Source organism: Paraburkholderia sp. (genome assembly GCF_049581445.1).
Lineage (GTDB): Bacteria > Pseudomonadota > Gammaproteobacteria > Burkholderiales > Burkholderiaceae > Paraburkholderia.
The window spans coordinates 36,802-52,379 of sequence record NZ_JBAURZ010000225.1 but is presented as its reverse complement, the minus strand read 5'-3'; the positions used below and the strand labels follow the sequence as shown (position 1 = coordinate 52,379).

14 protein-coding genes and 1 pseudogene are annotated in these 15,578 nt (G+C 60.7%); 11 read left to right on the top strand and 4 right to left on the bottom strand.

Going from position 1 to position 15,578, the window contains the following annotated elements; translation table 11 throughout:
* Window positions 1–24 precede the first annotated feature (24 nt).
* Window positions 25–792 carry an ABC transporter ATP-binding protein gene (locus WCA85_RS19480; protein ID WP_424066512.1) on the top strand — a complete coding sequence of 256 codons (768 nt, stop codon included), beginning with the start codon at window positions 25–27 and terminating at the stop codon, window positions 790–792.
* Window positions 793–883: 91 nt separating this feature from the next.
* Window positions 884–1,999, top strand: a complete 1,116-nt coding sequence (locus WCA85_RS19475) for a succinylglutamate desuccinylase/aspartoacylase family protein (protein WP_424066511.1) — start codon at window positions 884–886, stop codon at window positions 1,997–1,999.
* 18 nt (window positions 2,000–2,017) lie between these two features.
* Here the strand turns inward: WCA85_RS19475 and WCA85_RS19470 are convergent, their stop codons facing one another.
* Complete coding sequence (locus tag WCA85_RS19470; RefSeq protein WP_424066510.1) at window positions 2,018–3,316, bottom strand: MFS transporter; 1,299 nt, start codon at window positions 3,314–3,316, stop codon at window positions 2,018–2,020.
* Window positions 3,317–4,031: 715 nt separating this feature from the next.
* Here WCA85_RS19470 and WCA85_RS19465 point away from each other — a divergent pair.
* Genes WCA85_RS19465 through WCA85_RS19455 form a run of 3 tightly spaced genes read left to right on the top strand, consistent with a single transcriptional unit; the run spans window position 4,032 to window position 6,320 of the window.
* Window positions 4,032–4,634 carry a DUF1326 domain-containing protein gene (locus WCA85_RS19465; RefSeq protein ID WP_424066509.1) on the top strand — a complete coding sequence of 201 codons (603 nt, stop codon included), beginning with the start codon at window positions 4,032–4,034 and terminating at the stop codon, window positions 4,632–4,634.
* Window positions 4,631–5,446, top strand: coding sequence for a DUF2182 domain-containing protein (locus WCA85_RS19460; protein WP_424066508.1), 816 nt, complete (start codon window positions 4,631–4,633; stop codon window positions 5,444–5,446). Before WCA85_RS19465 ends, WCA85_RS19460 begins: the two co-directional genes overlap by 4 nt.
* Window positions 5,439–6,320 (top strand): DMT family transporter, encoded by an 882-nt coding sequence (locus tag WCA85_RS19455; protein WP_424066507.1) that lies wholly within the window; start codon window positions 5,439–5,441, stop codon window positions 6,318–6,320. Before WCA85_RS19460 ends, WCA85_RS19455 begins: the two co-directional genes overlap by 8 nt.
* Window positions 6,321–6,950: 630 nt before the next feature.
* On the opposite strand, the gene WCA85_RS19450 is transcribed toward WCA85_RS19455, so the two are convergent.
* The 3 genes from WCA85_RS19450 to WCA85_RS19440 form a co-directional block, all read right to left on the bottom strand.
* Window positions 6,951–8,441 (bottom strand): aldehyde dehydrogenase family protein, encoded by a 1,491-nt coding sequence (locus tag WCA85_RS19450; protein WP_424066528.1) that lies wholly within the window; start codon window positions 8,439–8,441, stop codon window positions 6,951–6,953.
* A gap of 19 nt (window positions 8,442–8,460) precedes the next feature.
* Complete coding sequence (gene speB / locus WCA85_RS19445; RefSeq protein WP_424066506.1) at window positions 8,461–9,411, bottom strand: agmatinase; 951 nt, start codon at window positions 9,409–9,411, stop codon at window positions 8,461–8,463.
* Window positions 9,412–9,546: 135 nt separating this feature from the next.
* Entirely contained in the window at window positions 9,547–10,437 is an 891-nt protein-coding gene (locus tag WCA85_RS19440) for a helix-turn-helix transcriptional regulator (protein WP_424066505.1), read from the bottom strand.
* Between the two features lie 217 nt (window positions 10,438–10,654).
* Between WCA85_RS19440 and WCA85_RS19435 the strand changes: the two genes are divergently transcribed.
* The 6 genes and pseudogenes from WCA85_RS19435 to WCA85_RS19410 all read left to right on the top strand — a co-directional run bounded on the left by WCA85_RS19435 (window position 10,655) and on the right by WCA85_RS19410 (window position 15,576).
* Window positions 10,655–10,999: a cupin domain-containing protein gene (locus tag WCA85_RS19435; RefSeq protein WP_424066504.1), complete on the top strand. Its 345-nt coding sequence runs from the start codon at window positions 10,655–10,657 to the stop codon at window positions 10,997–10,999.
* Between the two features lie 129 nt (window positions 11,000–11,128).
* Window positions 11,129–12,583, top strand: coding sequence for an NAD(P)/FAD-dependent oxidoreductase (locus WCA85_RS19430; protein ID WP_424066503.1), 1,455 nt, complete (start codon window positions 11,129–11,131; stop codon window positions 12,581–12,583).
* A 1-nt stretch (window position 12,584) separates the two neighbouring features.
* Window positions 12,585–12,962 (top strand): annotated as a pseudogene (locus WCA85_RS19425) (substrate-binding domain-containing protein); the annotation flags it as partial.
* A gap of 62 nt (window positions 12,963–13,024) precedes the next feature.
* The gene (locus tag WCA85_RS19420) at window positions 13,025–13,192 is read left to right on the top strand and encodes a hypothetical protein (RefSeq protein WP_424066502.1); all 168 of its coding nucleotides are present in this window, start codon (window positions 13,025–13,027) and stop codon (window positions 13,190–13,192) included.
* Window positions 13,193–13,275: 83 nt separating this feature from the next.
* On the top strand, window positions 13,276–14,397 hold the full coding sequence (locus tag WCA85_RS19415; RefSeq protein WP_424066501.1) for a polyamine ABC transporter substrate-binding protein: 1,122 nt from the start codon (window positions 13,276–13,278) through the stop codon (window positions 14,395–14,397).
* A gap of 30 nt (window positions 14,398–14,427) precedes the next feature.
* Window positions 14,428–15,576 (top strand): ABC transporter ATP-binding protein, encoded by a 1,149-nt coding sequence (locus WCA85_RS19410; protein WP_424066500.1) that lies wholly within the window; start codon window positions 14,428–14,430, stop codon window positions 15,574–15,576.
* The last annotated feature ends 2 nt before the right edge of the window (window positions 15,577–15,578 follow it).

Genomic DNA, 15,578 nt, shown 5'->3' with positions numbered 1-15,578 from the left:
CAGTCAAGATGGAGTGTATCGAGAATGTATAAGCTGATTGTCGACGACGTGCACAAGAAGTTCGGTGACAACGAGGTTCTGAAGGGCGTATCGCTCAAGGCGAAAGCGGGTGATGTCATCAGCATCATCGGTTCAAGCGGGTCAGGGAAAAGCACATTTTTGCGGTGCATAAATTTTCTGGAGCAGCCCTGCTCCGGCCGCATCACCCTTAACGCTGAAGAGATCAAGACTGCGCCCGACAGGAAAGGTGCGCTGCAGGTCAGCGATCCCAGGCAGTTGCAGAAAATGCGCACCAGGCTATCGATGGTGTTTCAGCACTTCAACCTCTGGGCTCACATGACCGTTCTGGAGAACGTCATCGAGGCGCCCCGCAGCGTGCTCAGTTTGAGTCGGGCTGAAGCGGAGCAGCGCGCTCGCAAGTACCTGGCCAAGGTGGGGCTCACGCCCAACATGGAGGGCAAATATCCGTCCCATCTGTCGGGCGGCCAGCAACAACGAGTGGCCATTGCACGGGCGCTAGCCATGGAGCCCGAAGTCATGCTGTTCGACGAACCCACCTCTGCGCTCGACCCGGAACTGGTCGGTGAGGTGTTGAAAGTGATGCAGTCGCTGGCTGAAGAGGGGCGCACGATGATCGTGGTCACGCACGAGATGGGATTTGCTCGCAACGTCTCGAACCATGTGGTCTTTCTGCACAAGGGAAGAATCGAAGAGGAAGGCCGTCCGCAAGACGTTCTGGTCAATCCGAAAAGCGAGCGGCTAGCGCAGTTTCTTACCGGAAACCTGAAGTGACGAACAATCTCGACCCAATGCAACAGACTGTTTGAGACTGGACCCTCGCGAGTCAACCAGCATCGCGCCCGAAGCGACACCGCCGAATTCCATGCAAATCAAAACACACTCACTGATTGCGCCGACACTGGGTACGCAACGTCACCTGACCAGTTTCCACTATGGACCGAGCGGTGGCCAGAAAATTTATATTCAGGCGTCGCTGCACGCCGACGAACTGCCTGGCATGCTCGTCGCCTGGCGCCTGCGCAGACATTTCGCCAGCCTCGAAGCCGCAGGCAAGCTGCGCGGCGAAGTGATCGTCGTGCCAGTCGCGAATCCGATCGGTCTCAACCAGCATCTGCTCGGGTCTCACCTCGGCCGGTTCGAAGGCAATACCGCGCAGAACTTCAACCGCCACTTCTACGACCTGACGGCGCTGGTGATGCATCGAGTCGAAGCACATCTGACGGGCGATATCGATGAGAACCGCGAGGCCGTCCGCACCGCGATGCGCGAAGCCCTTGACGAACAGACGCCACGAACCGAACTCGAGTCACAGCGGCTCGCGCTGCAAAAGCTCTCTTACGATGCCGATGTCGTGCTCGATCTTCATTGCGATTGGGACGCGGCGATGCACCTGTACGCCAATCCGGATATCTGGCCGGAAGTCGAGCCGCTCGCACGATACATCGGCGCCAAGGCGTCGCTGCTGACGCTGAATGCGGACGGAAATCCATTCGACGAAATTCACAGCTTCTGCTGGTCCAATCTGCGCGCGCGTTACGGTGAGCGGCATCCGCTTCCCAATGGAGCCGTTTCGGTGACCGTCGAACTGCGCGGCCAGCGGGATGTGTCGCATGAGTTCGCAGAACAGGACGCTCAGGCCATCCTCCACTACCTGGGTTATCGTGGCTTCGTCGATGCCGACGTCGCGCCTTTACCAGCGCTACCGTTTCCCCCCACACCGTTCGCGGGTGCGGCACCAGTCACAGCGCCCGTAAGTGGGGTGCTCGTATTCCGTGCTGACGTCGGCACGTGGATCGAATCTGGCCAGCCGGTCGCGGACCTCGTCGATCCGCTTACGGATCAAGTGACCACGTTGAATGCGACGACGACCGGGGTGCTGTACGCGCGTCACTCGCTGCGGTTTGCTTCGGCAGGGCTAACGGTTGCGCACATCGCAGGTGTGAAAGCGTTTAGAACGGGCTCTCTGTTACCGCTTTGAGCGTGCGTGCGAGCTTGGTCAAGTCGACGGCCGCCGGCTTAGGCGCGGGGTATCGGTCTGTCCTGCGGGATCGAGGGAGGCCTCGTGCAGGTCCGTTCCGCTGGTCTCGGGCAAGAACACGGCAGCACAGAATGCGACCGCATAGGCGCACAGAGCGCACGCGCCCATCGCCGTGGCGAGCGGCAAAGACGCGGCGAGGAGCCCCACCGTCGCCGGAACGATAGACCCGAAACCCCGGCCACCTCCGAGGCAAAAACCCTGGCCGCTGGCCCTGATGCTGGTCGGGAACAATTCGGCGAAGGTCGGAAGCATGCCGGATGCTAAAGCGGCCTGAAAAGCGCCCAGAAAAAAACTGAGCACGATGGTGACCACGGCCCCTATCGGAGTTAGCAAATAGGCGGCGACGTTGGCAGCTTGCAGGACCAGGAACGTCATGAAAGCCGGCCGTCGGCCCATGCGGTCGGACATCCACCCGTAGAAGAACGGCCCGACAAGGGAACCTGCGATGTTAAAGGCGAGATAGCCAGCGCTCGTCGCGACCGAGAGGTGCAACGCGGTGCGTAAATAGGTTGGCAGCCACGTGATCATGACATACGCGCCCCCATAGATGCCCGTCGCCATGACCGCAGCGGCCATGGTACGACGCCGGTGTGTCCGGCCGAAAATTTCCCAGAACGGTGCTGGCATCACCCCACTTTCGCGAGCCGCCTTTGCGTCGGAGTACACCCCCGACTCGGGCACGAGCCGGCGGATGAAGAAGATCAAACCGGCCGGCAAGATCCCGATAGCGAAGAACACGCGCCAGCCAATCTGCTCGGGAAACAGCGAGGCTATGACCGGCAACAGCGCGACCGAGATGGCATAGCCGAGGGCATAACCACTCTGCACAGAGGCAGCGACCCGGCCGCGCAGTGCGGGCCGGATGACTTCGCTGATTAGCACGCCACCCACGGCCGCCTCGCCGCCGTAGCCTAAGCCTTGCATGAAGCGGATGCCAAACAGCACGGGAAACGAGTTGGCGAAAGCCGCCGCGACGGTGAAGATACCAACCCACAAGATGGTGAACTGCAACACTGGGACGCGCCCGACTCTATCAGCAAGAATTCCGGCACCCCAGCCGCCGATGGCAACCCCCAGGAGTGCCGCGGTGGCCAGATAGCCCGCTTCCGGACGAGTCAGGCCGAGCGTCGCGATCAGGGCGGGAATCACCAGCGAATAGATAGTGGCGTCCATCGAATCGAGACCAAGCCCAGCGAAACAGGCCCAGTAGGTGCGCCGCTCAACAGGCGTGAGACTAGAGTACCAACCCAGACGCATTTTCCGTCCCTCTCAATGACAGTGGAATCACGCTCAATGCTTCGGCGCAGTTCGCGCGAGCCGCACGAACTGCCTGATCGGCGCGCCAGTGGACGACGTAATCAATCGTACCGGGATCACCGTGGACCTCAGCACCGGTCGTTTTTTCGAGGATTGCTGGGGCATCGGATGCCCGCAGAGGCACGTTGATCAGCGTCAGTTCGAAGGTGCTGCGCCACCAGGCGGTAGAAGGTAGTTCGACCACGCTGCATATCACAAGCGATTCGAATCACCGCCTTGATGCACGATAGCGAAGTGGTTTGCGGCTCAAAGATGGGGTTAACCAGATGCAATGACGAAACCGATCGTCTTTTTTTGTGTTTCCGCATACGAACCAGGCGGACGGGAAGTCTGCCAGGCGCCACTACCACAAGGAGTCTGCGCCATTCCTCTGCATCCGGGAGGAATGCTTTCCTACCTCTTGCTACAAGACCTATCGATAAGTAGATTAGATGACGGTGTGTACGAAGTCGCATTAAAACTGGCTGGCGTGGCGCAATGAAAGGACTCCCTGCTCCCCAGACTGGAATCTCCCAAGGACCTCGCACGACCGCCTGCCCGCCCGACCGTTATTGAACTTGACTTGGCTTATCTCGCAGCCGGAGAATTTGTATGCCCTTGCAGCCGCACCTCGCGGCGGCATGTCGGTGTCCGCGTGCCTTCAATGGAGGTTCGTATGAGCTATCACCTGGAAGGTCGTCTGCTTGAAGTTTGCAACTGTAGGGTCCTGTGCCCGTGCTGGATCGGCGAGGACCCTGACAACGGTACCTGCGACACCATTGTCGCGTGGCGAATTGACAAGGGAACGGTCGACGGCGTCGATGTCGGCGGCAATACCATCGCGGCCGTGGCCCATGTTCCGGGCAATATCCTGCAAGGCAACTGGACTGCCGCGATCTACATCGACGATCAGGCTTCAAAGGCGCAGGAAGAGGCACTGCTGAAGGTCTACACCGGCCAGGCCGGCGGACCCGTCGCCGATCTCGCCAAGCTCATCGGTCGGGTCGTATCGGTGGAGCGGGCGCCGATCCGTTTCACCGTGGTCGGCGGCAAGGGCGAACTCGAGATCGGCACGAATTACTACGCCGAACTCGAGCCCTATCTCGGCGCGACGGGTGGTCAGACCGTCCTCTCCGATACCGTGTTCTCGACGGTGCCCGGCGCTCCAGTGTTTGTCGGCAAAGCCCCGACCTATCGATCAAAGAACGCCGCCCTCGGCATTGACCTCGACATCAAGAACCACAACGCCCTTCAGAGCACATTCCTCTTCGACGCATGAACTCAACGGCAGGCCCTCGGCCGCCCAGCGCCTCGCGCCATGTTCATGTGTTCCTGCCGGTCCTGACTGCGCTGATTGCACTCGCATGGCTGGCGCTGTGGGCGTGGGCGCGCAGTCCGTACGGACGCTATATCGAACACGGCGACTGGACAGCGTCAGGACCGGCGGCGTTTCTATGCCGCGCAGTTCCCGCGGGCGATGTGGTCGTGCCCGTGGTGCTTTACGCCGTCGCGTGGATCCTCATGACAGCGGCCATGATGCTGCCGACCACCTTGCCGTTGTTCAATGCCTTTGACCGGTTGACGGCCCAGCGCCCGGATCACGGGCGCCTCCTCATGCTGCTCGGCCTGGGTTACATGACCGTGTGGGGAGCCTTCGGACTCCTGGCGCACGCGCTGCACACTGCCGTGCTGTCCCTGCTTGCCAGCACACCGACGTTGGCCTGGAATGGCTGGCTGATCGGCGTCGCAACCATTGCGGTGACCGGCCTGTTTCAGTTCAGCAAGCTCAAGTACCGGTGCCTGGAAAAGTGCCGCACGCCCTTGAGTTTCGTCATCGAGCACTGGCATGGACACGCGCAATCGTGGCACGCTTTCGCGCTTGGCGCGCAGCACGGACTGTTCTGCGTCGGGTGTTGCTGGGCGCTAATGCTATTGATGTTCGCGCTCGGTACCGGCAGCCTCGGCTGGATGCTCCTGCTCGCTGCCGTGATGGCGATCGAAAAGAACGTTCGCTGGGGCAAGCGTCTAAGCATGCCCCTTGGCGTGGCATTGCTGTTGTGGTCAGTCGTCCTGGTGGCGACCCATGCTTGAAGCGCGCGCTAGTTCGTTCCCCTTGCAGACGACCATCCTGACCACGATGGCGATGCTCGCCTTCGCGGCCAATTCACTGTTGTGCCGGCTCGCGTTGCAACAAGGGGAAATTGATCCAGCAAGCTTCGCCGGCATCCGGCTGATTTCCGGAGCGATCACGCTCGCAGTCATCGTGCGATTCAGGTCAGAACGATCCTGGCCCGGCCATCCCGACTGGCTTGCTGCGACCATGCTGTTTGCTTATGTTGCGTTTTTCTCCTTCGCGTATCTCATCTTGCCCGCAGGCACTGGCGCATTGATTCTGTTTGGAACGGTTCAACTGACCATGTTCAGCGTAGGCTTGCGCTCCGGTGAAAAATTCGGACCTGTTGCATGGCTCGGTCTCGCATTGGCCGTCGCGGGGCTTGTCTACCTGATGTCGCCGGGTGTCGCTGCGCCGCCGCTCCTCGGTGCAGTGTTGATGGCAATCGCGGGCTTGGCGTGGGGCGTGTATTCCTTGCGTGGCCGCGGAGTGGCCGACCCGCTCGCGGCCACGGCAAGCAATTTCGCGTGGGCAGCGCCGCTTGCCTTCTTGCTAAGCGTGGTCTTTATCGCTACCGGCCATGCTCACACGGACAAGGCTGGGTTCGCCCTGGCCATTGCCTCCGGCGCGCTCACGTCCGGCATCGGCTATGTCATCTGGTACGCAGCGCTGCGGAAGCTTTCCGCCATGCGGGCTGCAACTGTACAGCTGTCCGTACCGCTGATCGCTGCATTTGGCGGAGTGGCGTTACTGTCTGAAGCAATCACACCTCGTCTGACCGCTGCATCTGCAGCAATCCTTGGCGGCATCGCGTTGGTACTGACCAGCAAGTCGCGGATGCCGCGCACATAGGGTCCATTGTGAATCCGGCGCAACGTGCTCTCAATCACGCAAGGTTGACCATGCTGACTTGTGTTACGCGGCTCTGACGGGCGCTTGTGCCTTGTGGGGCAAAAATCAGCTTCCGCGACGCAATTTCCTGACAACACTTGATTGGCTTAATCCCAGGACCGTCGCAACAGATCACCGAGTTGAAAGCGACACTCGATGCGCTCAACTACGGCAATCCGAAGTATCTTCTTCTGATTACCGCATGGAACGAGGCATGGCATGGACGCGATGCGGGCGGCCGTTCTAAAACGCCCCTGCAGGCAACGCAATCCGCGCTACTTCCCTATGGCCTGCCGCGCGGCGTTGAAAAGTTTCAAGCAGGCATTCGGAGGAAGCAAGGACGCCACTGAAAACAAATTCCCCGTTTAATACCGATTGCGTTACCGCAAGGGCAGACCAAAAGCATTCCGGTTTTGTCCGCGAATTGCGGCGCTTAACGGTGACCCTATGCGCGGGCCTTCAGGTCCGCCCTACCTGGACCTGCCGAGAGGTTGCGGCGAAGCTGATTGAATACATCCGGAGGATTTCGATTCATGCCGTCCGCGGGCTGGTTGCGTTCCTGGCCACGTGGACGGCATGCCGCTTCAGACTTCAGGACGTGGTATTGCGCATCGCATGACGTAACTCCTGGTAGCTGCGCAAGCCTGCCAGACCGAGTTCCCTACCCAGCCCACTGAGCCCGAATCCGCCCCACGACACATGCGGATAGATGAGCTGGGGCGTATTCACCCATACGAGTCCGGCACGCACGGCACTCTGATAGTGTTGCGCCATTTGCTCGTCGCGCGTGACCACCGTCGCGACCAGACCATAGCGGGTGTCGTTGGCGAGCGCAATGGCTTCGTCGTCGGTCCGAAACGACTTGACGCACGCGACAGGGCCGAAAATCTCATCGGTCCACAAAACGTTGTCGGCGGGCGGCTCGGCGATCACGACCGGCGCCATGAAGAAGCCGCCGTCCGCGTCCTTCGTGTTTTGTCCATGGAACGCGACCTGCGCGCCAGCCCGAACGCCCGCTTCGACGAGCGAGCGGACACGCGTGCGCTGCGCCTCCGAAATCAGCGGCCCCATCGCGACGTCGCGCGTTCCGGGCGGCGCCACGACGAGCGCGTCCACCGCTGTTTCGAAAGCCGTCATGAACTTCCGGTACAGGCTGTCGTGCACAAGAATGCGGGCCGTGGCGGAACACATCTGCCCGGCATTCGCGAACGCGCCACCTACCGCGAGAGAAACTGCCAGATCGACGTCGGCGTCCTCGCGAACGATCAGCGCCGACTTACCGCCGAGTTCCAGTGTCAGTCGCTTCATGTCCTCAGCGGCGGCACGCATCACATGTTTACCAGCGGCCGTGCTCCCGGTGAAAGAAATTTTGTCGACGAGCGGATGCTTTGTGAGCAGCGCGCCGACTTCGGCACCGCCATTAACCACGTTGACAACGCCCTCGGGGACGCCAGCCTCGGCGAGCAGTTCGACGAGCGCCCACTCGACTGGCGACGTCAGTTCGGAGGGTTTGAGAACAGCAGTACATCCCGCAGCAAGCGCAGGCGCGAGCTTCCAGGCGGTGGTGACCATCGGGAAATTCCACGGCACGATCAGGGCAGCTACGCCAACCGGTACGTGGAATTGTTCCGCTGCCACACCATCACCTGGGAGTGCGATCGATTGCACCTGGAACGGGGTTCCCTGTGTGCAAAGATCGGCGTAGTAAGTGAAGGTCGCAACGACATCGCTCACGTCGGCCCAGGCCTCCACGGGAGGCTTTCCGCTCACCCGCATCTGCAGCACGGTCAGTTGGTCGCGCCGGGTCTCGACGAGATCAGCGACCTTGCGCAGGATCTCGCCGCGCCGGGCCGCCGTGGAGTCGCGCCAGGAGACGAACGCGTCGCTCGCGCAGCGCACCGCTTCATCGATCTGTGCGGCGCTGGCGCTTTCCTGCCACCCGATCGTCTCACCCGTCGACGCGTTGAAGATCGGCGAGCGGCTCTCAGGCACACCGGCGTGGACGGCACGTCCCGCGATGCGCGCGGCGGGCAGCACAGGCAAATCGTTGCCAACGGCCGCGAAGAACGGAGTCTCTAACATATTCATCGACTGTGGCCTCTCAACGATAGTGAACACCCGGCATCACGCAAAGCATCTCGTACGCGAGATTCGCGCCGACAAGTGCCGTCGTGCCCGCCTGGTCATAGGGCGGCGACACCTCGACGAGATCCGCGCCGACGACGTTGAGCCCTTTCATGCCGCGCACGATTTCCAAACCCTGCTGGACGGTCAGGCCACCCACTTCGGGCGTACCCGTGCCGGGCGCGAACGCCGGATCGAGTCCGTCGATATCGAAACTCAGGTACACGGGCGTGTCCCCTACGCGCTCGCGCACTTCTTCCATCAACGGGGCGAGCGAGCGGTGCCAGCACGCTTCTGCCTGCACGACCGTGAAGCCCTGCTCACGACACCAGTCGAAGTCGTCAGCGTGGTAGCCGGTACCGCGCAGACCGATCTGCGTGACCTTGTCGCATTGCAGCAGGCCGTCTTCGACCGCGCGGCGGAACGGCGTGCCGTGCGCGATCTTCTCGCCGAACATCGTGTCATTGACGTCGGCATGTGCATCCACGTGGACGACAGCAACCTTGCCGTATTTCTTGTGCAGGGCGCGCAGGATCGGCCAGGCGATCGTGTGATCGCCGCCCAGTGTGATGGGCCGGCAGCCGTTTTCGACGATACGGTCGTAAGCGGCCTCGATCAGACGGATCGAGTCCTTGAGGTCATACGGATTCGTGGCGACGTCGCCAATATCGGCAACCTGCAGAGAATCGAACGGCGCCGCGCGCGTTGCCATGTTGTAGGGGCGAAGTAGTACGGACTCCGTGCGAATCTGGCGCGGCCCGAAACGCGCCCCCGACCGGTTCGACGTGCCCAGGTCAAGCGGCACGCCGACGAAGCAGGCATCAAGCCCCTCAGTGGTGTCCGCATACGGTAGCCGCATCATCGTGGCTATCCCGCCAAAACGCGGCATATCGTTGCCGCCCAGCGGCTGATTCAATTCGTGCTTCATCGCGCCTGTCTCCTCATCGATCAAAACCATGGGCGCGATGATAGAGGAGAACATTCGGACAAACATATCGAAGACGCGGCGTTCGCATCGAGGTTTATCGATGCAAACGCGAGCCCTTCCGACGCAAGTGCGGGATTACCCGGAGAGTGCCCCGGATTGCCCGGTGGCCGCGGTCGCACGAACGGCGCCGTGCTCCTCGACGCAGCTCACCAACGCGACGAGTTCGCGCTTGGTGTTCACGCCGAGCTTCGCGAACGCGCGCTTCGCATAGGACGTGACCGTAGCGAGGCCGACATCGAGAATCTGCGCGGTTTCGGGCAATGTTTTACCAGAGATAAAGTGTTTGCAGGCCTCGTATTCGCGTTTCGACAGCCGAATGCCGCCAGCCGCGACCATCGCGTCGAAACGCGTCAGCGGAAGATCGGCCGATTTTCTCTGTGCGACCAGCCTGGCGGCGGTGGTGGATGCATGCAGTTCAAGCACCGGAAAGAGAAAATCGCTGACATCGCGGAACTGCCGCATTTCCGGGAGCGAAAAAGGCGGCCGATCAAGCGACCGTTCGAGCGCGATTGAAACCTGCTTGTAGCTCGAGCCACGCGCCAGCACGCATTCGTGCGCAATGGCGACGTCATCGTAAATGCGCTTACGGAATTCGCCGGGTGGAATCGCCTCGATATCGCGCACGACGAGCAGTGTTCCGGTTTTCCCCCGGATGCCTGCAAACAGCGGATCGTTAGCCTGAAAGCGCTCGTAATAGAGCGTCATGACCTCCGAAATCTGCGTATCCGCCGCCACGTCGATTCCACTGCTGCCGATCCATTCGCAGCGATACCCCGATGGCATTGTGTCGTCGACGCGCGAGCGCTCTACATGCGCAACGTCGATAGGAATCACGCTATTCAGGAATCTTGCTAATTGGGGTACGAAGTCAGGTGTACCGACGACCTCGATCAGGTCGCCCAGCGACTTGAACTTTACGGAAAGAGGAAGGGTGTCTCGATTGAAATGGGATGTGTTCAGTAGCATGCCGTTCTGCCGTTGGCAATTTCCGCGAGTATAGCAGTGCACCGTAGCAGTGAGCCCTGTGCCACGAGGGCGAGCAGTTGGACCGTCCTGGTGAAAGCACCAGGCTAGCGTCGCCTCAGACAATAAAACTGCGTTTGCCCCCCCCGGAACAGGGGCATACCGGCCTTTTTGGAATCGATAGTCTTGCACTCACTTTCAACCGCTGAGTGAGACAAAAATGAGCAAGCTGATTCAAGACATCGTATTGCTGGGTTCCGGCGAGGGCGAATTCACCAAACTGGAATTCGGCATGGACGAGATCGACTGGCGGGGTGCGGCTGGTCAAAGCAGCAAATACGTCGCCGGTTGGTGGGAGGGCAAGGTTGGCACCGTCGACTTCCCTGAGACGGCCGCTGACGAAGCAGTCTGGCTGACTGAAGGCCGGGTCGCACTGATCGATGTGGCCGGCAACCGCAAGGAATTCAGCGCCGGCCAAGGCTACCTGCTGCCCGCAGGATTCGCCGGTCGCTGGGAAACACTCGAGGATGCCAAGAAGTTCTACGTCGTGCTCGAACGCGCATAGGCACCCGACCGGCGCTCGCATGAGCCGGGGCGGCACGCGGCCCCGCCATAGCGCCGGGCAATCCATTTCAGAAGCATGGCCGCCATGGCTCATTCGCGCAGCGGCGGGCAAATTTCAGACGGACGCATCATGAGTGAAATCCTCGAGAGGGGAACGGCAGCGAAGGAGTCCGCAGGCGCTCGGCATGCACCGGTCGCGCTGGGTGTCAACGAAGCGCTGGCGAATACCCAACTCTTTCCCTATTGGCTCGACAATCCCGCGGCACCCTCCGCCGAACCGGAACTGGTCGGTGCAACAAACGCGGACCTGCTCGTTATTGGCGGCGGGTTCACGGGATTGTGGGCTGCGTTGCAGGCCAAAGAGCAGATGCCGGAACTGGACGTCGTGGTGATCGAAGCACACCTGGTCGCTCACGGCGCCTCGGGACGTGCGGGCGGCATCATCTCGACCTCGGTGATGCACGGCCTGCCGAACGCGGTACGCGTGTTCCCGAACGATATCGACCAGCTCGAACTGTTCGGCCAGATCAACCTCGATGGTTTCGAAGAGACGCTGCGGCGCTACGACATCGACGCGGAAATCGAATGGAATGGCGAAATGACAGTTGCCGTGGATCCGGGTCATCTGGACCATCTGCGCGCCGACTATGAACTGCACAAGAGCCACGGGCACAACGTGCAGTTGCTCAACCGCGAGGAGACACGCGAGCAGCTCAATTCGCCGCTCTTCGCTGGCGCATTGTGGTCGCGCAATCGCAGTGGCATCGTCCATCCCGCGAAGCTTGCCTGGGGCCTCAAACGTGCGGCACTTTCGCTCGGTGTACGCCTGTATGAACACACGCCGCTCGAGACCATCAAGGACGAAGGGAAGACCGTCTACGTGAGCACGCCCAAGGGCTCAGTGCGCGCGCCACGCGTGCTATTGGGCAGCGGCACGGCGAAGGTGGGCGTGCCTGATATCAACCGCCGCGTGATGCAGGTCCGCGACCATGTGCTGGCCACCGAACCGCTCACGGACGAGCAGCTTGCGCGCATTGGCTGGAACAATCGCCAGGGCGTCTATGACACGCGTACGCAGCTCAATTATTTCCGCCTGACCCGTAACAACAACATCATCTTTGGCGGCCTCGTGAGCTATCACTTCGATGGCAATCCAGATCCGCAGCAGGACCGTAATCGCGAAACGTACCACCGCCTCGCGCAAGCGTTCTACACGACCTTCCCGCAGCTGTCTGACGTGAGGTTCTCGCACGCGTGGGGCGGCCCGATCGATTACTGTTCGCGCGGCTCGGTGTTCGCGAAGCGCTACTTCGGCAACAAGGCGGTGTTCGTGGCCGGGTACACGGGCTTTGGCGTCGCAGCGAGCCGGTTCGGTGCCTTCATGGGACTGAATATCCTGTTCGATCGAAACAGTCCCGAGCGCCGGCTCGATATTGCCAACCAGAGTCCCACTTATATCGTCCCCGAGCCATTCCGGTGGCTCGGCGCAAAGATCACATTCCATGCGTTCGACGGTGCCGACGCGGAAGGCGGCTGGAAACGCGCGTGGATTAGCGGCCTCAAGGCGATGGGCTTTCCGATGTAAGTCAATTGGCTTGATCGGACATGCATCACACGTCGAGAACACGCGCGTAGCCGAAGCAATCAGCGCATTCCAGCGGCGCGATCAGGCGGTCAACATTTCGATGAAAGTGAAATCGCCCCAAGAACTTGAGGAAGGACTCGTCAACAACAAGCTGGATCTCGCCGTCGGCTATTTCTGGCACCGCGTACCCGGGCTCGTCTACAAACAGCTTTTCACTGAAAGACAGGTGATCTATTGCGGCCGTGGACATCCGCTATTCCACGAGCCTGCTCTGGTCACGACCGCGAATCTGAAGAGCAGCAACTGGGTATGGCGCAGCTATCCGGTACCGGAAGAGCAGTCGAGGTTAACAGAACGCCGCATCACGGCGCTCGCAGACCAGAAATTCAATGCAGTGCCGCAGGGACATGCAGGCACGAAGTTCAGCAGGAGACGGAGACAATGAATAACAGTAGCTTTGCGCAAGTCAAGACAGTCAGCTTCGAGCGTATTCCCGACAAGTCGCGACACGCGAGATCCAGCAATCTTTTAATCCCGCTGCCTGGCGGGCTCAACACGGTTTCTACGCCGGTGACCGGCGGCCTTCTGGCACCGGTCGGTCTCTCGTAACGCCATTTACCCAACGGGTGACAGCATCTAACGGACGCAATCCGCGATGCTGCACCCGGCCACTACTTTTAGGGAAAACCAACATGCGTACCTGTCATCTTCGAAGTGCGGCCGCAGCGGCCGTCGCAGTCCTGTTCGCAGGCGTCGCCGCCACGTCGAGCCAGCCGGTCCAGGCCGCCGACGACGTGCTGAACGTCTACAACTGGTCCGACTACATTGCAAAGGACACGGTCCCGAATTTCCAGAAGGAAACCGGCACGCGCGTCAAATACGACAACTACGACAGCGACGATACGCTGCAAGCGAAACTGCTCGCGGGCAGCTCGGGCTACGACATCGTCGTGCCGTCGTCGAACTACATGGCCAAGCAGATTCAGGCGGGCGTGTATCAGAAGCTCGACAAGTCACAGATACCGAATCTGAAGAACCTCGACCCGACGCTCATGAAGATGATCGCGGACTCCGATCCGGGCAACCAGTACGGCGTGCCCTGGGCCTACGGTATCGACGGCATCGCCTATAACGAGCAGGCAGTCAAGAAGGCCCTCGGCGATAACGCGCCGGTTGATAGCTGGGCTCTCGTATTCGATCCGCAATACCTGTCGAAACTGAAGGGCTGCGGCGTCTCGTTCCTCGATCAACCCGCCGACGTATTTGCGGCCACGCTGCAATACCTCCACAAAGATCCGAACAGCACGAACGCCGGCGACTATCAGGCCGCGTTCGAAGTGCTGAAGAAGGTCCGCCCGTACATCACGCAGTTCAACTCGTCGGGCTATATCAACGACCTCGCGAACAACGACATATGCGTGGCCGTGGCGTACTCGGGCGACGTCGGTATCGCGCGCCGCCGTGCCCAGGAAGCCAAACAGCCGTACACCATCAAATTCTCGAACGTGAAGGAAGGCGGCGTGCTGTGGTTCGACATGATGGCCGTGCCGAAGGACGCACCGCATCCGGAAGCTGCGATGAAGTGGATCAATTACATCGAGGATCCGAAGGTCAACGCGCAGATCACGAATGAAGTGTTCTACCCGACGGCTAACGAGGCAGCACATCAGTACGTGACCCCCGCGGTGGCCCAGGACGTGAGCGTCTATCCGTCCGAAGATGTCCTCAAACGAATGACGCTGCTGAAATCGCTGCCCATCGACATCCTGCGTCTCGAGAACCGCCTGTGGTCGCAGCTCAAGACCGGACGCTGATTTTCTAAAAAACGCTCCCCGAAGGACATCATGAAATCGACGCATCCCGCTCACGCAAAAGAAGCCGCGCGCTCGCCGGCCACGCAATCTGGGGACGACTTCGTCCGCATCGAAAACGTCGTCAAGAAATTCGGCGACAGCACTGCGGTCGACAACGTCAGTCTGACGATCGCAAAGAACGAACTGTTTGCCCTGCTCGGTAGTTCAGGTTGCGGCAAATCCACCCTTCTGCGCATGCTCGCCGGTCTGGAGACTGCCACTTCAGGCCGGATCTTCGTCGATGGCGAAGACCTCGCTTCGCTACCGCCGTACCGTCGGCCTGTGAACATGATGTTCCAGTCGTACGCGCTCTTTCCGCACATGACGGTCGAGAGCAACGTCGCGTTTGGCCTCAAGCAGGAGGGCGTGCCGAAGAACGAGATCAAGGAACGCGTTGCCGATGCACTCCATCTCGTGCAGATGAGCAAGTACGCCCAGCGCAAACCACATCAGCTTTCGGGTGGTCAGCAGCAGCGGGTAGCGCTCGCCCGTTCGCTCGTCAAGCGCCCCAAGCTTCTGCTGCTCGACGAGCCCATGTCTGCGCTCGACAAGAAGATCCGCCAGAAGACGCAACTTGAACTCTGCAACATCATCGACAAGGTCGATGTCACCTGTGTGATGGTCACTCACGACCAGGAAGAAGCGATGACCATGGCGAGCCGGCTGGCCGTCATGAGCGAAGGACGCATCGTGCAGATCGGCACGCCCAGCGAGGTCTACGAGTATCCGAACAGTCGCTTCTCGGCGGAGTTCATCGGTTCGACCAATCTGTTCGAGGGTACCGTGGTGGCGGACGAACCCGATCACATCTTCGTTGAAAGTGACGACCTCGAATCGCCCATCTACGTGAGCCACGGCGTTACCGGGCCGCTCGGCATGCCGGTAGGTATCTCGGTGCGCCCTGAGCGGATCCACGTCTCGCGCGAAAAGCCCACGGTGCCACACAACTGGGCGCGCGGCATGGTCTCCGATGTCGCCTACATGGGCAGTTACTCGCTCTTTCACGTGCGCCTTCCCGGTGGCAAGGTTGTCGTGTCGCATCTCTCGAGCCACGAACTGCTCGGCGAGAATGCGCCGGCGTGGAACGACGACGTCTACATCTCCTGGTCATCCGCCAGCGGTGTGGTCATCCCGCAATAAAG